Annotated in this window: 16 protein-coding genes; 10 read left to right on the top strand and 6 right to left on the bottom strand. The window is 40.0% G+C overall.

Annotation, left to right across the window (positions count from 1 at the left end; translation table 11 throughout):
- Nucleotides 1–5: 5 nt before the first annotated feature.
- On the top strand, nt 6–752 hold the full coding sequence (locus tag PJ15_RS02085; RefSeq protein WP_004772138.1) for a TenA family transcriptional regulator: 747 nt from the start codon (nt 6–8) through the stop codon (nt 750–752).
- 64 nt (nt 753–816) lie between these two features.
- Here the strand turns inward: PJ15_RS02085 and PJ15_RS02090 are convergent, their stop codons facing one another.
- Nucleotides 817–1,518 carry an NAD(P)H-dependent oxidoreductase gene (locus PJ15_RS02090; protein WP_047427411.1) on the bottom strand — a complete coding sequence of 234 codons (702 nt, stop codon included), beginning with the start codon at nt 1,516–1,518 and terminating at the stop codon, nt 817–819.
- Nucleotides 1,519–1,644: 126 nt separating this feature from the next.
- Here PJ15_RS02090 and PJ15_RS02095 point away from each other — a divergent pair, with 126 nt between their 5' ends.
- A complete protein-coding gene (locus tag PJ15_RS02095; protein ID WP_047427414.1) occupies nt 1,645–2,670 on the top strand; it encodes an AraC family transcriptional regulator in 1,026 nt (341 codons plus the stop codon).
- Nucleotides 2,671–2,808: 138 nt separating this feature from the next.
- On the opposite strand, the gene PJ15_RS02100 is transcribed toward PJ15_RS02095, so the two are convergent.
- The 4 genes from PJ15_RS02100 to PJ15_RS02115 all read right to left on the bottom strand — a co-directional run bounded on the left by PJ15_RS02100 (nt 2,809) and on the right by PJ15_RS02115 (nt 7,186).
- Nucleotides 2,809–4,014, bottom strand: a complete 1,206-nt coding sequence (locus PJ15_RS02100; RefSeq protein WP_047429119.1) for an NAD(P)/FAD-dependent oxidoreductase — start codon at nt 4,012–4,014, stop codon at nt 2,809–2,811.
- 162 nt (nt 4,015–4,176) lie between these two features.
- Entirely contained in the window at nt 4,177–4,728 is a 552-nt protein-coding gene (locus PJ15_RS02105; protein WP_004772146.1) for an RrF2 family transcriptional regulator, read from the bottom strand.
- 412 nt (nt 4,729–5,140) lie between these two features.
- On the bottom strand, nt 5,141–5,377 hold the full coding sequence (locus PJ15_RS02110; RefSeq protein WP_004961824.1) for a VF530 family DNA-binding protein: 237 nt from the start codon (nt 5,375–5,377) through the stop codon (nt 5,141–5,143).
- 744 nt (nt 5,378–6,121) lie between these two features.
- Nucleotides 6,122–7,186, bottom strand: coding sequence for an alpha/beta hydrolase (locus PJ15_RS02115; protein WP_047427429.1), 1,065 nt, complete (start codon nt 7,184–7,186; stop codon nt 6,122–6,124).
- Between the two features lie 335 nt (nt 7,187–7,521).
- On the opposite strand from PJ15_RS02115, the gene PJ15_RS02120 reads away from it, so the two are divergent.
- On the top strand, nt 7,522–8,703 hold the full coding sequence (locus PJ15_RS02120; RefSeq protein ID WP_047427431.1) for an MFS transporter: 1,182 nt from the start codon (nt 7,522–7,524) through the stop codon (nt 8,701–8,703).
- A 334-nt stretch (nt 8,704–9,037) separates the two neighbouring features.
- The gene (locus tag PJ15_RS02125; protein WP_047427434.1) at nt 9,038–9,931 is read left to right on the top strand and encodes a LysR family transcriptional regulator; all 894 of its coding nucleotides are present in this window, start codon (nt 9,038–9,040) and stop codon (nt 9,929–9,931) included.
- Between the two features lie 245 nt (nt 9,932–10,176).
- On the opposite strand, the gene PJ15_RS02130 is transcribed toward PJ15_RS02125, so the two are convergent.
- Nucleotides 10,177–11,076, bottom strand: a complete 900-nt coding sequence (locus PJ15_RS02130; protein ID WP_047427437.1) for a LysR family transcriptional regulator — start codon at nt 11,074–11,076, stop codon at nt 10,177–10,179.
- 155 nt (nt 11,077–11,231) lie between these two features.
- Between PJ15_RS02130 and PJ15_RS02135 the strand changes: the two genes are divergently transcribed.
- From PJ15_RS02135 to PJ15_RS02160, 6 genes are all read left to right on the top strand, one after another.
- Nucleotides 11,232–12,083, top strand: coding sequence for an aldo/keto reductase (locus PJ15_RS02135; protein WP_047427439.1), 852 nt, complete (start codon nt 11,232–11,234; stop codon nt 12,081–12,083).
- A gap of 21 nt (nt 12,084–12,104) precedes the next feature.
- Entirely contained in the window at nt 12,105–13,154 is a 1,050-nt protein-coding gene (locus tag PJ15_RS02140) for an alpha/beta hydrolase (protein WP_047427443.1), read from the top strand.
- A gap of 87 nt (nt 13,155–13,241) precedes the next feature.
- On the top strand, nt 13,242–14,375 hold the full coding sequence (locus PJ15_RS02145; RefSeq protein WP_047427448.1) for a cupin domain-containing carboxymuconolactone decarboxylase family protein: 1,134 nt from the start codon (nt 13,242–13,244) through the stop codon (nt 14,373–14,375).
- A gap of 16 nt (nt 14,376–14,391) precedes the next feature.
- Nucleotides 14,392–15,492: an alpha/beta hydrolase gene (locus PJ15_RS02150; RefSeq protein WP_047427450.1), complete on the top strand. Its 1,101-nt coding sequence runs from the start codon at nt 14,392–14,394 to the stop codon at nt 15,490–15,492.
- Between the two features lie 15 nt (nt 15,493–15,507).
- Nucleotides 15,508–16,203, top strand: a complete 696-nt coding sequence (locus PJ15_RS02155) for a flavodoxin family protein (protein ID WP_047427453.1) — start codon at nt 15,508–15,510, stop codon at nt 16,201–16,203.
- A 35-nt stretch (nt 16,204–16,238) separates the two neighbouring features.
- Nucleotides 16,239–17,456: a multidrug effflux MFS transporter gene (locus PJ15_RS02160; RefSeq protein ID WP_047427455.1), complete on the top strand. Its 1,218-nt coding sequence runs from the start codon at nt 16,239–16,241 to the stop codon at nt 17,454–17,456.
- The last annotated feature ends 16 nt before the right edge of the window (nt 17,457–17,472 follow it).

Consider the following 17,472-nt stretch of genomic DNA (forward strand, 5'->3'; position numbering starts at 1 on the left):
TCGCAATGACTGCTATGAATCAATATGGAACAAAACTAGAAATCACACCTCACTCCGAATGGGCGCAACAGTTCTGGGATGACCTGTTACCTTCAAAAGAAAGAGTGAGTAAACATCCGTTATTTATGGATATGGCTAATGGTTCATTAAGTCTGGAATGTTTTCGTTCAGCCTTATTGAATTTCTATCCCCTGGTGGCTCATTTTCCGTCTTATATGGCCGGATCATTGGCGAAAGCAACCTCATTTGAACTGGATGGCGTGACTGAAACCCGAGACTGGCTGATCCAGAATATCAAGGTGGAAGAACGGCATTTGAATTGGTATCAGGATTGGGCAGGGGGATTTGGTCTGACGGTTGAGATGCTCAACAATGTCAAACCACCTGTGGCCATGAATGCAGTGAATCACTTTTTGTGGGACGTCAACTTCCGAGGCACGCTGGCTGAAAGTATTGCCGCGACTAATCTCGCAATTGAATGGGCAACAGGTGACTGGACTATTCAGGTGTATAAAGGAATTCAGGTCTATACCCAGCATCCTGAGGTCAATATCAATAAACGTTCTTTAGCTTGGTTAAGAGCGCATGCACATTATGATGATTTGCATCCGTATGAGGCGATGGAGCTGATTAAGCGTTTATGTGATAAAGATCCTGTACTACAACAAAAGGCTTTTCTGGCTGCTCAGGAAGGTCTGGCCTATTACGAATTGGCTTTAGATGAGTGTTATAAGCTACAGCACAAAAACTAAAGTCATTCTAGAGATAAAAACTGCTATGACGTTGGGGTACGCATAGCAGTTTTTTATGGCCTATTTATTTTAATGGATGCATCTTGTCATCAAAATTTTCGAGTAATGGAAATTCGAGTGCTTCTAGCTGGTCAAGGTGAGTGATGAGGGTCTCAAAATCAGTTAACAGTTTTTGCCGGGCTTCGTGACTGATATAAGGTACGTGATAGGCAATGAAGGGCGGGAGAACCTCAAATCCCGCATAGGCCAATGTGCCACGCTGGATGGATGAAAGATAATGCTCAATTGGCCCATGAATAGTGTTTTCACCAAACATGTGATCACGACCACCCAACGTTAAACAAAGCATGGCTTTTTTGCCACGCATGCCGCCGTGGTTGTAAAAGCGTTTGCCACCATAAAACAGTCCAGAGACGAATACACGATCAATCCAACCCTTTAAAATGGCAGGTACCGAAGTCCAGTATAATGGAAAGCTCAAAATGAGTAGATCTGCACGTTGTACTTTTTCAATTTCAGTCTGAATATCCTGTGAAAATTGATGCTGTTTAAATGCATGGCGTTGTTCCAAAGCATAATTCAGGTAATCAGGTTGGTTTAAGCTTTGAAAATCATCTTGAGATGCAACGGGATTAAAATTTATTGCATACAGATCGGAGATTTCAACGTTGTGGCCGAGTTTTTCAAAAGTTTCTTGTGCCTTGTCCTTGAGTGCACTGGTAAATGACAAGTTTTCTGGATGAGCATGCACAATCAGTATATTCATGGGGATATCACATTAATCAATATATTTTAGATAAATGAACTATGCCGAAATGCTTAAAACTGGCATAGTTCATTAGCTGCCAATATTTACCATTTCACGCCAAATTCATGTAATGAGGACATAAAAATGAGCCCAGAATTACCAGGAAGCTATGTCAACTTATTGATCGATGTGGTGAAAAAATGGAATATTTCTCCTGAGCAAATGCTGGCAGGTACAGGTATTCAGATGCAAAAACTTGAAGCTCCGTTCTGGTATGTTGATATGAATATTTTCAATTACTTACTCGAAAAAGTGGCGACCTTAACCAAGGAACCTGCAATGAGTTTATATCTTGCTCAGGACATGCGAGCATCTTGTTATGGCAATGTGGGAATCGCTGCAACCGCAGCACAGACATTATCGGAAGCGATAGAGATTTTAGAGCAATTTATTGGTCTACATTGCGCCGTTTTTAAGCCTAGACTTAAGATTGACGGCGAAATGGCGTACTTATATTTTTCTCAGCCATTACGACCAGAGCGATTGAATCCACACGCGATTTGCTTTTTGATATTTGGATTCGCACAGATTTTGGAGAGTCTGGCTCAAGTTAATCTGGATCTTCGCTATAAGTTTCAGCAAGATAAACCTGATTTTTATAGGAATATCCATCCGAACAAGTATTTAAGCGTGGATTTTGCTGCAGAAGCAGATTGCCTGATTTTTAAGAAACAATGTTTGGGTATACCATTAAAAACCTCAGATCCGTTGCTTGCACGTTTAAGCAGACAACAATGCCAGCAAGATGCTCAGAAACTGGCACAAAAAAGAATGGGAAGGGATCGTCTGGATACTGTGATTAAAGCCATGATTTATGACGAACAGGATGGTTTTTTATCAATCAAACAAATTGCAGGAAAGCTGCATATTTCGGAGAGATCATTACAAAGGCAGCTAGGACAGCAACAAACAACGTTTCAGACATTATTGGCAGAGGTGCGTAGACAACATGCCGAACATTTATTAAAACAGCCAAAGTTGTCTATTCAAGAGGTGGCGGATCGTTTGGGCTATGCTGATATTTCTCATTTCTCACGTGCATTTAAACGCTGGACGAATGTGACACCAAAATTTTATCGGGAAGTAAGCAAAGCACTAATCTTAAATTAAGTTTATGAACCAAAGCTTTTAATTTAGCAGAATTATAAAGTCATACCTAATGACTCAAAAATAGCCCCTAAAAACAAAACCAGTGACGGCTTTGTTTTTAGTGTTTAAATAAAGGAGTTTATTCTAGAAAACCTAATATTAAGGAACAATCACAAAATCAGGGTTTGCTATTGCAAAAATTGCTTCGCGATCTGCAACAGGCGGATAAATCCATACAGTATTAATTTCTTGTTTAATTTTTTTCGCCTCGTGACGCACAAATTGAACTTTTCGATTCCATCCTTCAGTATAAAGTGCTCCCCATGGACCTAAGTCAACACAAGTCACATACTTCGGCTGACTATAAGCGTGTAATGGTAAATCAACCAGTTCTGCGGCCGCATTGTAACCCGCTACACGGCCTAGGCTCATCGCATGCTGACACGACATTACGTTAAAATTACCTAAATCGTCAGTTGGAACTTTGACTGTATCACCAGTCACAAAAATATTTTTTGCTTCAGGCGCATGTAAATAAGCATCACCTAAAATACGACCTAAATTATCTTTTTCACCTGCAATTTGAGAGGTAAGCGAATTCGCTCGCATGCCTGCAGTCCAAATAACAGTTTCTGCTTCAATTCTTTCGCCGTTAGAAAGTGTTACGCCAGAAGCATCAAGTGCAGTAACGCGTAGCCCAGCTTTACCTTCCACACCGAGTTCATCGAGAGCTTCACGAATAACAGCCGCAGCTTCATCACCCAATGCCGCACCAATTTCTGCTGATGAATCGACTAAAACTACATGAATATCAGTTTCACCTAAGATGCTACGCAGACGTTCAGGCATTTCGGTCACGGTTTCTAACCCAGTCAGGCCGCCACCAGCGACAACTACAGTATTACGTGCTGCATTTGCAGTTTTATGGGCTAAGTTTTTAAGATGTTGATCTAATTTTTCCGCATCTTCTAATGTGCTTACGCTAAATCCATACTCGGTAAGACCTAGTATTGGTGGCATAAATGTGGTACTACCAGTTGCCAGAATAAAACGGTCATAGCTTAAAGTCTGTTTATCGCCTTGAGTTGTGGTAATTACAAGATTTTGGGCAGCAGCATCAATTTCATTTACCCAGCCAGCCACATATTTAACGTCAACTACGCTTAATACTTCTGAAATATCAGGGTACATATTTTCAAGTACAGCTTCATAAAGACGAGGACGAATATCCACATTTGGACTAGGGGAAACCATCACCACTTCAATGTTTTGTTGCTGGGAAGCTAAGTGAATTGCTCGTTGTGCGGCAAGTGCAGCCCATAAACCAGCAAAACCAGAACCTGCAATAATAATACGCTTACTCATTTGATTATCCTTTTGATCGATTTTTTCGGACATATAAGTTCTAGCTCATCTCCCAAATTTTGGGTTAGCGAATCCTTTCTCTGACTGTCCGAAAAATCTGAGAAGGCGTTTAAAACGATTACGGGGTGTTATTGCTCTAGGATTTGAGACCCTTTCAGCTCATTAGTCTGGCGGTGTATCCCGTGATATCTTACTTTTCCGCATTTTTGCTGTTCTTCCTTCAATGCGTTCATTGATCCAGCCATTTACATCACTAAAAAATACATCGGGTGCATAACGGCCAAAACGATCTGCAATATCACCAAGTGTATGTGCACCTAAAGCATCTCGCATGGCTTTTTCAGCCTGTAGCATAACTGCATGAACTGCACACACACCACTGGTTGCCCAATCGGGTGGGGCATTGTTAAAGACCGCACATTTACCACGAACTTCTTGACACTCAAAAAGTGGTTTTTCACCCTCAATTGCATTCACAATATCTAAAAAACTGATTTCGTGAGCAGATTGGGCCAGTAAATATCCGCCGCGAACACCTTCTTGTGCTACAACAAGTCCAGCCTTTTCAAGTTTAGGAAAAATCTTGGCCATAAAACTTGGAGAGACTCCTTGTAATTCGGCAAGATCCTTACTACTCAAAGGTTTGTCTTCATTATTCACAAGAAAAAGAAGACAGTGAATCGCATACTCGACGCTACTAGTGATATAAGCCATTTAATTTCATAATTGATCAATTACAAACACAGACTAATGTAGTCTGTGTTTTAAGTCAATAATAAAACTAAGACAAAGTTAGTCTTAGTTTTTTGTGAAAGTGATTTAGGTGGGAGGAATAGGTGCTATATAACTGAATTTAAGTAATTTTAAAGCAATATTAGGGGCTGTAAATAATTTAAAAATTATTAGAAAAACTTACGAATGCCACCAATAATTTTTTCATATAAAGCAATGAAAATTAGTCAACAAATTGATTTTAAGACATCAATTGAGAGTTTTGAGCGTAATTAAAAACCTAACTATAAATGCAAATTTTGCTAATAAAGGTCTTAAGAATTGACTAAATTTTTTCTAGGAGAGTGGCGGCAGTCCGCCACTAATTAAAATGCTGAGACTAGGGTTCTGATAGTTACGATTTCTGTTTAGCTTTTTGGCGTAAGACATACAAATATAAGTTTTCTACTTTTTCACGTGCCCATGGTGTGGTGCGTAAGAATCGCAATGATGATTTAACACTTGGATCTATACAAAAACATCTAATTTCAATTTTACGACTTAAGCCTTCAAAGCCACCGTAGTAATCCAATAACTCATCCAAAATGTCAGCAAGTTTTTTGCCGTGTAGAGGGTCATTGGAGGCATTCATAATAGATCAACTATATTTTAGGAGACCATCATTATAACCTGAGCTAGTTGAAAAATGAGAGGGTTGGAATTTAAACGTAATTAATATAGAAAATAAAAGCTTATCTTTCTATTGATGTGTGCTGAAATAGCAGGAGACATTCACTTAAGGGATTCTGGGCAGCCAGCTTGAAAAATCTTCTGGCACTTGATTTAGTGTCTTAAATAAAATCTAGACCTTTCTTTTTATGGAATGAGAACTCTAAGCCAGCAGCGTGAATCTCTACGATCATAATCCACGTTGCTTAGCTGTGGCAACAAACAGTAGTGTGTAGCGTGCCGTTCTTTGAATCTTTTATTTAACTTATGTTCACCTAGAATCCAGTTCACAATTAAATTTATGTTTAATAAACAATAAATTTAATTACTTAGCGCACTAAAGTGATAACTTATAAAATATTTGGTTCATGAACCTAGCTATGAATGCATATTTTCCTACTAAAAAGGTTTTAGGAAAAGGCTAAATTTGTCTAGGAGAGTAGTGGCAGTCCACCACTAATTAAAAGGTGTCTACAAAATCAGTGGCTATTCAAAGTGTCCAAATTGGGGACGATGTAAAGTAGTACAGATGGTAAAAATCTGCCTAATGCAATCAGAATAAGGCTAACTTTATTTTTCGTTCTCATCATGGTTGGGCAATAATATGGACTTTCAATTAAAAAATGCCAAGTTGGTTTGAGTCAGCACAACTTGGCTAAACTGAAGATTACTTCAAGTTTTTAGTAAAGAAGTCAGTTAATTTGTTAAAAGGGATAACATCAACTCGATCATATAGATCAACGTGTCCAGCACCCTTAACGTAGTACAACTCTTTAGGCTCACCAGCACGTTTATAGGCATCTTCACTAAACTCTTTGGAATGCGCTTGATTACCAGTAATAAAAAGCATTGGGCGAGGTGAGATGGTTTCTATGTCATTAAATGGATAGAAATTCACAAATCTAACTTCACTGGTTAAAGCTCTGTTTTGAGTTTGTTCCAAAGTTTGGCCCGTAGGAATTGCTGCTCCGCGTGGTGTTCGATAAAAGTTATGAAATTCACTTACAATAGGATCGCTATTGGCATCGACTGTTTTAGGTAAATAGTTTATCCATTGTTTACCTTTACCTTGAAACTCTGAGTAACGTTGTTCTGCTGCTGTTTCTAACATTTTCTTACGTTGCTCAAGCGTCTGGGAGTGATTTAAACCGTTACGTGTTACCGCACCCATGTCGTACATTGCAACAGTCGCAATGGCTTTTAAACGAGGATCTAATTTTGCTGCACTAATCGCAAAGCTACCGCTACCACAAATACCTAATACGCCAATACGATTACGATCAATAAAGGTTTGACTGCCTAAATAATCTACCGCAGCATTAAAGGCTTCTGTATAGAGTTCAGGGGCAACTAAGTTGCGAGGTTGTCCCTCACTTTCGCCCCAGAAAGGTAAATCAATTGCTAAAGTGATAAAGCCTTGCTCTGCCAATTTCTGTGCATAAAGCATTGAGCTTTGTTCTTTCACCGCTCCCATTGGATGTCCCACAATAATTGCAGGAGCTTTAGTATTCTTATTTAAATTTTTAGGAATCACTAAATTACCGACAACATTCATGTTGTATTGATTTTTAAACGTAACTTTTTGAATCGTGACCTGACTACTTTGATAAAAGTTATCTGTATCTTTTGGCATATCTGCCGCCATTACTGAAGTTGAAGAAAATAAGCCTATTGTGGCAATAAGGGTTGCTGTTAGAGTCGCATTACGAAATTTCTTTATATGTGATTGCATGATTCCTGCTTCCTGTAAAAAGATGATTCATAAATTTAGGGATTGAAATGAGTTTATCTATTCTTTCACAGATGTATTAGCCTAAAAAAACAGCATAGACTTATGAATAATATTCATTAATTAGAGGGCATAAATTTTAAGTGGTTGAAAATAATGTGTTTAAATAAAAACTATTTGATTTTTTTTAAAGTGAAAATTCAAGAACTGCTAAAAATACGATATTTATACTTTTATGATTCATGAATTATATACATAACTCTATTCGGCTTAAGCTACTTATTCCAGTTGAACCTTATTTTTATAATTGCTACTCCAATTTCGAGTAGAGATAGTCAATGCTTAACCCTGAAGAAAAAGAAAGCCTCGTAGAAGCTCCTGCCTACTGGAGTGGGGTTTTTGCAATGACCTTATGTGTTTTTGCCTTGATTGCATCAGAGTTTATGCCAGTGAGTTTACTGACACCGATTGCAACAGATCTGAATGTTACGGAGGGTTTGGCTGGACAAGGAATTGCAATTTCAGGTGCTTTTGCTGTCATCACAAGTTTGACGATTTCTCGCTTAGCAGGAGATATGAATCGTAAAACACTTTTGTTAGTTTTAACGGCTATTATGGCAATTTCAGGTGCAATCGTGGCACTAGCCCAAAATTATATAGTTTATATGCTAGGTCGGGCGTTGATTGGTTTGGTCATTGGTGGTTTTTGGTCGATGTCAGCCGCAATGGCAATGCGATTAGTGCCGAGCTCACAAGTACCTAAAGCATTAGCAATTTTTAACAGCGGTAATGCATTGGCAATGGTGATTGCTGCTCCTTTAGGAAGTTATCTCGGCTCAATCATCGGTTGGCGAGGTGCATTTTTATGCTTAGTTCCTGTAGCTGTCATCGCTTTTATTTGGCAATGGTTGAGTTTGCCTTCAATGCCAGCTACTTCGCGTCAAACAGAAAAGCAATCATCCATTTTGGGATTATTGCGTAATCCAGTCGTTATGATGGGTATGTTAGCGATCAGTTTATTTTTCATGGGACAGTTTTCTCTTTATACCTATGTGCGACCATTTTTAGAAACCATAACTCGGGTTGATATTTCGACCCTGTCACTTATTTTACTGGGGATTGGGGTTATGGGATTTATTGGTACTGCCGTAATTAATACGTTCTTGAAACGTCGTTTTTATGCAACTTTGATCGTTATTCCTATTATGATGGCTGTTATCGCATTGTCACTCGTATTTTTTGGAACTTGGACGATGGTAGTTGCAGTATTACTTTGTATATGGGGGTTCTTAGCAACGGCAGCACCTGTAGGATGGTGGGGATGGTTAGCACGTACCTTACCCAATGATGCAGAAGCGGGTGGCGGGTTAATGGTGGCAGTTATTCAACTTGCAATTGCTTTAGGTTCAACACTGGGTGGAATTTTATTTGACCATAGTGGTTACCAGATAACTTTTGTAGCCAGCGCACTTATTTTGATTATTTCTTCTATTTTGATATCTCGTTTGACGACAAAGTAATCCAATTGCGTCGAATATTCATAAACGAATATGAATAAAGAAATAAGCATTGTCACGAGCAGAATGTTGGATTAGAGCTTATATATTTCTTTTAATAATGAACGTGGTGAGGGAATATGCCATGTTCAAATCTCTTATAGTTTTTAAGAATAATAGATTTTTTATTTTTAACTTCAATTATTTGTGCGAAGCATAACAGATTATAGAAATATGAAAATGTATGAGCAAGGAGCTAAAATGGGATAGAGTCATGAATAGGATTAATAAATCATACGTTTCTAAGTGGTATTATTTCAATATTAACGCTTAAATTACTGAACCATAGAGAATCTATATGATTACAAAAGAGAACTATAATGATCTATATGCCTTTCTGATGGTGACTCGTGAAGGTAGTTTTACTAAAGCAGCAGGTAAGCTAGGTGTTTCCCAGTCTGCTTTGAGCCATACCATTCGTGGACTGGAAGAGCGTTTAGGGATGTTGTTGCTCACTCGGACTACACGTAGCGTTTCTCCAACAGAGGCTGGTGACAAGCTAAGACAGACGATTGGAGCGAGTTTTGATCATATAGATAATGAATTATCATTACTGTCGAAACTAAGAGATACACCAGCGGGAAATGTAAGAATAAATGCAAGTCATCATGCTATCCGTTATGTGCTATTACCGAAATTAAAGCAATTAACGCAGCTTTATCCAGATATCAATATTGAGCTAACTGCAAATAATGGCATGGTTGATATTGTAGCGGAACGTTTTGATGCAGGTGTCCGTTTTGGTAGTCGGGTAGCGGAAGGAATGATTGCTGTTCGGATTAGTTCAGATGTCAGAATGGTTGTTGTTGCATCGCCTGAATACCTTGCGCTAAAGGGCATCCCAGAAAAACCTCAAGATTTGATTCAACATAACTGTATTGGCTATCGATTGTCTACTCAAGGTGGATTATATCAATGGGAATTCTTGGTTGAAGGCATTGAAACTAAAATTAAAGTTTCTGGGCAATGGGTCTTTAATGATTCTGAGCTTATTGCTGATGCAGTATTAGCTGGAGAAGGCATTGCTTACATTCCTGAAGAGCTTATTCAGGACAATTTATTACAAGGGCAATTAATAAAAGTATTGGATGAGTATGCAATAGCATACCCAGGATTTCATTTGTATTATCCTCATCGTAGACAGCAGTCACCAGCTTTGAAACTTGTTATTGACACATTAAGAATAAATTAAATCATTGTTTGTGGCACATTAAGCTTATGGGAGTTCTGGCTATTTCTTTACGAAATGAGATATTGAGGAAAACTTATTTAACTGAAGCAAATATAAAAGTGCATTTTAGAGGTATAAAGTTATAAAAACTAAAAGCCAAGTTCATGAACTAAAAGATTCATCATTATTCAAAGCATAATTTTGGATCGTAAGCTTTAAACTTAAGTAAAATATAAATCTTTGTTTTATTTTAAAAAATAATTTCATCAATTACGTAAACGTAAAGCATCAACCAATAGCCTAAACAATGGTGAAGATTCACGACGACTTGGGTAATACATATAGTAGCCTGAATAACTTATGTCCCAGTCCTCTAGTATCCTGACAAAATTTCCTTTTTGTATTTCTGTTTCAACCATCATTTTAGGTAGCCATACAACTCCAAGACCATCTAGTCCAGCCTTTAGTTGTAACCTTGCATGGCTGACGACCATGGAGCATTCCGGAGATATGGTTTGAACTTCTGGATTTAGTTTTGAGTTTTTAAACTCCCATGATTGAATACGTTCATGGCTAGGTAAGCGTAGTCCAATACATCGATGCTGATGTAAGTCATCAGGCGTTTGTGGTGTTCCATAAATTTCTAAATAATGAGGTGAGGCGACAGTCATCATTTCTAATTCATTACTGATCTTAACCGAAATCATGTCTTTATGGACATTTTCTCCTAATCGAATACCAATGTCATAGCGATCTTTAACAATATCTGCAAAGGCATAATCCATAGTCAGTTCAAGCTGAATATTGGGATGATCATGCGAAAATTTGGATAATTTATCCCACAATAAAAAGTTAAGGCTGATTTCAGTTCCATTGATTCTTAATCTCCCACGAGGAGAATCTCTAAATTCGTTGAGGTTATAGAGTTTTTGTTCAATACCAGTAATGAGTGGGGCAATATCATTCAGAAGCTGTTCTCCCTCTTGAGTGGTAGAAACACTTCGAGTCGTTCGATTCAGTAATTTAACTCCAAGACGTTGTTCCAGCATTTTGAGGGTATAACTCAGGGCAGACTGTGAAACCCCCAACTGTCCTGCGGCTTTGGTAAAACTTCCCGTTTGAGCGACCACGATAAACGCTTTTAAATCATCTAAGTTCTCAGACATCATTTACCTCAAAATACGATTATTTTGTTAATCGGATGTAATTAATCAAAAATCAATATAAATGTAATCGAAATTGCCTGACTAATACATCGTTTATTGTCGGGGTATAGTTATTTTTTAACCGATGTTCTCCATGTACGTGGTGAGAGATAGCAATGAAAACAGTTCGATTAAACAATGATATTGAAATGCCCCTCGCTGGTTTTGGTGTCTTCCAGATGAACGACCCTGTGGAGTGTGAACAGGCAGTCTTACATGCGATTGATGCAGGCTACCGATTGATTGATACCGCAGCCTCTTACCAGAATGAAACTCAGGTCGGTAATGCACTTCGCCAAAGCCAGATTGCACGTGAAGAATTGTTTGTGACCACAAAATTATGGTTACAGGATGCCAGTTATGAGGGAGCAAAAGCGCAGTTTGAGCGTTCACTGAACCGTTTACAACTGGATTATCTTGACCTATATCTGATTCACCAACCGATTGGCGATGTACATGGGGCATGGCGAGCAATGGAAGAGCTGTATACCTCAGGTAAAATCCGTGCCATTGGCGTGAGTAATTTCCACCCTGATCGTTTAGCTGATCTGATGGCATTTAATCAGGTCAAACCCGCGGTGAATCAGGTTGAAGTGAATCCATTTAACCAGCAACTCCATGCCGTGCCGTGGATGCAGTCACGAGATATTCAGCCAGAAGCTTGGGCACCTTTTGCAGAAGGACGAAATAATTTATTCAGCCAGCCTGTACTGGTTGAGATTGGCAAGAAATATGGTAAATCCGTTGGGCAAGTGGTACTACGCTGGTTACTACAACGCAATGTTGTGTCCTTAGCTAAATCGGTACGTCAAGAACGCTTGCAGGAAAATATTGATATTTTTGACTTTGAGCTGTCGATTGAGGACATGACCCAAATCACGGCAATGGATACCGCCACCAGTTCCTTTTTCTCGCATCGTGACCCCGCCATGATTGAATGGCTGGCTGGTCGAAAAATGGATGTCTAAACTTAAAATTCAGGAGCGAAAATGAAAATTTTACATACCGTTTTAATGTCAGCAGCCATTACCACTTCAAGTGCGGGTTTTGCCGCAGATAAAAAAGAAAATCCTTTTGGCTTGGTCTATGGCGGTGCGATTACTGAAAATGTCAAAGGTCAGGTCAATATTCATCCAGTGACTTATAAACTGAATGGACTGGATATTGTTGCCAATGTCTATACACCTACCAATTATGACCCAAGTAAAAAATATCCTGCGGTTGTAGTGGCGCATCCAAATGGCGGTGTTAAGGAACAGGTTGCAGGCTTATATGCTCAGCTTCTGGCTGAACAGGGATATATCACCATTACTGCTGATGCTGCCTATCAGGGTGGTAGTGGTGGTCAGCCTCGTAGTGTTGATAAACCTGCAAACCGTATTGAAGATGTGCATGGCATGGCAGACTTTATTACCCAATATGCTGGAGTAGATAATAACCGTTTAGGCTTACTTGGCATTTGTGGCGGTGGTGGCTACTCATTGGCAGCGGCAGAAACAGATAAACGTTTTAAAGTGGTTGCTACTCTCAGTATGTTCAATTCTGGACGAGTGCGTCGTAATGGTTTTGCCGATTCGCAACTGGATACTATTCAACAGCGTTTAAAACAAGCCACTGATGCTCGTGCTCAGGAAGTTTCAGGCGGCAAAGTCCTTTATGCGGGTGATGCCGATATGACTGATGAGCAAATTGCTGCATTGCCATTTGAGATGTACCGTCAGGGATATGAATACTATTGGCGTACCCATGCCCATCCAAATTCAACCTTTAAATATACCATGAGCAGCCTGCTTGACCTGATGCGCTGGGATGCGACAGATCAAATCGAATTGATCAATCAGCCCTTACTCATGATTGCAGGCAGTAAGGCGGACAGTCTTTACATGACTGAAGATGCCTTTGCCAAAGCCACAGGCACAAAAGACAAAACCTTATTTAAAATTCCTAATGCTACCCATATTGAAACCTATTGGAAGCCTGAATATGTCAAACAGGCGATGGAGCAACTGACTGCATTTTATGGCAAGCACCTGAAATAAAGATTGCTGGTCTGAATGATAAGCAATGATTGAATGACTTTTCTTGAATCATTGCCTTATTTTTTAATAGGGATAGTGGGAAATAACATGAAACATCAGGTTAATGCATTATTGGTGATGAGTTCTCTATCAGGTATGGTCTGGGCTGAGGATAAAATGGGTCAGCAAATTACCAAAGCAGAGCAACACAGTATTCAGTCAGCGCCTACAAGTAACTTTTCTGGCAAGGCAAACTTTGCCCGTTACCCAGTGATGCCCTCGCAAGGTGATGTTGCACCTGCCATTGTTAATTTTGAAGTAGGTACAATCACTAACTGGCATACCCATCCACACGGTCAATATCTGATTGTGACAGAGGGTGAGGGGCGTACTCAGGAATGGGGCAAACCCATTCAAACGATTAAAAAAGGCGATACGATTTGGTGTCCACCGAATGTCAAACACTGGCATGGTGCAAGTGAGCATAGTGCGATGTCGCATATTGCCATTACCCCTGTGGCAACCGATGGCAAGAGCGTAACATGGCTGGAAAAAGTGAATTTGCCGACTGAGCCAAAAGTATCTGCACTGCCTAAAGCAAGTACATCTGTGACATTGAGCCAAAAACAACTCAGCCTGATTCCGATTGCTGCCTTTAACGCCACAGGCAATCTTGAACAGCTTAAACCTGCGTTAGTCAATGGACTGCAAAATGGCTTAACGGTGAATGAAATCAAGCAAGTGTTTGCCCATCAATACGCCTATGCGGGTTTTCCTCGTGCCTTAAATGGCACATTGACCTTTAAAAGCCTGCTTGAAGAACGCCAAAAACAAGGTATCAAGGATATACAGGGTGCACTGCCAAGCACGTTACCAAGTGGTACTGACTACTATCAACTCGGTATAGAGCAGTTGGCTGATCTCAACAAGACCTCCATTGAGGAAAGTTCAAAACCACTGGTTGAAAACTTCTCTCCCACAATAGATTACGCCTTAAAAGCCCATTTATTTGGCTATTTGTTTAGTCAGGACAACTTGTCGCCTCTGGAACGTGAAATTGTAGTGGTGAGTACATTGTCTGCCATGGGTGATGTCAATGCCCAACTGCGTTCGCATTTAAGAATTACCCGAAATCTGGGGGTGGATGCTGCTCAGATGCAAAAAATCATGGCCACATTGCAGCAGACTGTTGGTCGTGATCTGGCGAACAATGCGCAAAGTGTTTTAAAGCAACTACAATAATAGGGACTCAATAAAAATGATGAATATCAACGCACTCTTCAGCAAACTACTGCTGACTATCTGTGTTACTGCATCGCTGTCAGCCTGCTCAGTCAATCCACATCAATCATCGGCTTTGAGTATTGCCCAGCAAGGCAACTTTGCCGCGGGTGGTAAAGTCATTCAAAGTGCGGGACAGTTTGACGATAAACAACTATTTAAGCCACAAGGTCAAACCCTGCATGGTGATCACGCTTCGGTATTTTATCAAATTCCTGAACATGCTCATCCTTATCCATTGGTTTTTTTACACGGTGCAGGACAATCAGCGAAAACATGGGGAACTACACCTGATGGTCGTGAGGGATTCCAGACACTATTCCTGCGCCAGCATTTCCCTGTGTATGTGGTCGATCAACCACGTCGGGGACAGGCGGGACAATCAACTGTAGCCGCAGAAGTACCAGCCACCACCAATGATCAGGCTTGGTTCAATATGTTTCGTTTAGGACAGTATCCCAACTTTTTTAAAGGGGTACAGTTTTCACAAGAGCCAACTGCTTTAAACCAGTATTTCCGTCAAATGACACCGAATACAGGAGCCTATGATGAGCAGGTGATTAGTGATGCAATGGTGGAAGTCCTAAAAAAATCAGGTGATGCGGTACTAATTACCCATTCACAAGGCGGAGGGCCAGGTTGGTGGACAGCAATAAAATCAAGTCAGGTCAAAGGCATTGTTGCTTACGAACCTGGCAGTGGTTTTGTGTTTCCTGAAAATGAACTGCCTGAACCCATGCCAAGTGCAACAGGGACATTGTCACCAACCCCAGTCAAAATGGCAGAGTTTCAGAAGCTGACCAGAATGCCAATCATTATCTACTATGGCGATAATATTCCTACTGAGAAAAATGGCGATGCTGGACAGCAAAATGCGGGACAGGACAACTGGCGAGTACGTCTAAAAATGGCGCAGTTATGGGTGGATAAAATCAATCAGCATGGCGGAAAAGCCCAGTTGGTGCATTTGCCTGATATTGGGGTGTACGGTAATACCCATTTTCCATTTTCTGATTTAAACAATCAGCAGATTGCAGAACTACTTTCACAATGGCTCAAGCAAAATAAACTGGATTAAAAGAGGGGGTGGAAGATGATTGCAAGTATGCGTTTTATTCTATTCTTTGTTTGTGCAATTGGCTTGATGGGTTGTCCAAGTGCGGAAAACTCACAGACAGAGCAGAACATGGCTCCCTCACCAAATCCACCCGTGAATACAGACAATCCTAAAGCCCTGATTGTGTATCTGTCCCGCACTAAAAATACCGAAGCACTTGCCAAGATGGTACAGGAAAAAGTCGGTGGGGACTTGGTGGCTTTAGAGTTGCAGACACCTTATCCTGAAAATTATCAAGCCATTGTTAGGCAAGTCGATCAGGAAAATCAGGATGGTTATCTACCGCCACTCAAAACTCAGGTCGAAAATATTGGGCAATATGATGTGATCTTTGTTGGCTTTCCAACATGGGATATGCAGTTACCGCCACCAATCAAAAGTTTCCTGAACCAATATCATGCAGATTTAAACAGTAAAATGATTGTGCCTTTTAATAACAATACAGGTTATGGCATGGGACAAAGTCTTGCCCAGTTCAACCAGTACTGTCGTGGATGCCAAATTATGCAAAGTATTGAACTACGAGGTGGTATTGAACGGGACGGAATTCTATTTGTGATGGAGGGTGAGCGGGCGAACCAAGCCAAAAATGAAATCGCACAATGGTTGCAAGACTTGTCGGTAAATAATCCTGTTATTCAACAACTCCTGCAAAACCATGCAACAAACTAAGTTATGTTTTAAATATGATCAATCGAGTCACTAAAATGCCTGTTTCTCCAACACACACTCAAAATCCTGATAATGCATTGAACACTTCAAGCTGGTTTTTTATGGGGATTTTGGGTGCATTAATGGCATTCACTTCACTCTCAACCGATATTTATTTACCTGCGATGCCACAAATGGCACATGAGTTAAATGGAAATGTTGAGCTGACAGTTACAGGATTTTTGGCTGGGTTTGCATTGGCACAGTTGATCTGGGGCCCAATGAGTGATCGCATTGGACGGAAAATTCCTTTATTTATAGGCATGATTCTTTTTGTGATTGGTTCAATTGGTTGCGCGTTGTCTCAATCCATTGAGCAAATTGTATTTTGGCGTGTGTTTCAGGCTTTTGGTGCATGTACTGGCCCTATGCTTGGACGTGCCATGATTCGTGATCTTTATGGTCGAACCCAAGCGGCACAAATGCTTTCAACACTGATGGTGATTATGGCAATTGCACCGATTGCAGGACCACTCTTGGGTGGGCAGATCATTAAATTCAGTACATGGCATAGCATTTTCTGGTTGCTGGCAAGTATTGGTGGAGTCATGTTTTTAACCCTGTTCTTTTTACCAGAAACACATCCAGTAGAGAAACGAACCAGAGCATCTGTGATGAATACCTTTGCCAATTACCGTCGGTTATTGGGTAATTGGCAGTTTATGCGTTATACCTTGTGTGTCACTTTCTTTTACGTAGCTGCCTTTACTTTTATTGTCGGTTCACCCTTTGTTTATATTTCTTTTTACGGTGTGGATGCTCAGCATTATGGTTGGCTGTTTGCATTGAATATTTTAGGGGTAATGGGACTAAGTTTTATTAATCGTAACTTGGTTAAACGGTTTAGCCTTGATCGTCTACTTAAATGTACGACTGCAATTGCTACTGTGGCATTAATTACGCTATGCATTTTATTCTATGAGCAGGTTGGTGGAATCTATAGCATCATTGCAATGGTTTTTATCTTCTTTTCAATGAACGGCATGATTGCTGCTAATTCAACCGCAGCCGCATTGGATGGTGTACCAGAAATGGCAGGTTCAGCATCTGCCTTGATTGGTTCATTACAGTATGGTAGTGGCATTATTTCTTCGCTTTTACTCGCTTGGCTTTCAACTGGTACACCACAGACCATGATTGTGATTATGACCATTTTTACAGTGTTGAGTGCCAGTATGATTTTTATCATACAACCTATGAAAGAAAGAAATTAAGTTTTGAAATAAGTCA

Source organism: Acinetobacter sp. neg1, from assembly GCF_000788125.1.
GTDB classification, from domain to species: Bacteria; Pseudomonadota; Gammaproteobacteria; order Pseudomonadales; family Moraxellaceae; genus Acinetobacter; species Acinetobacter vivianii.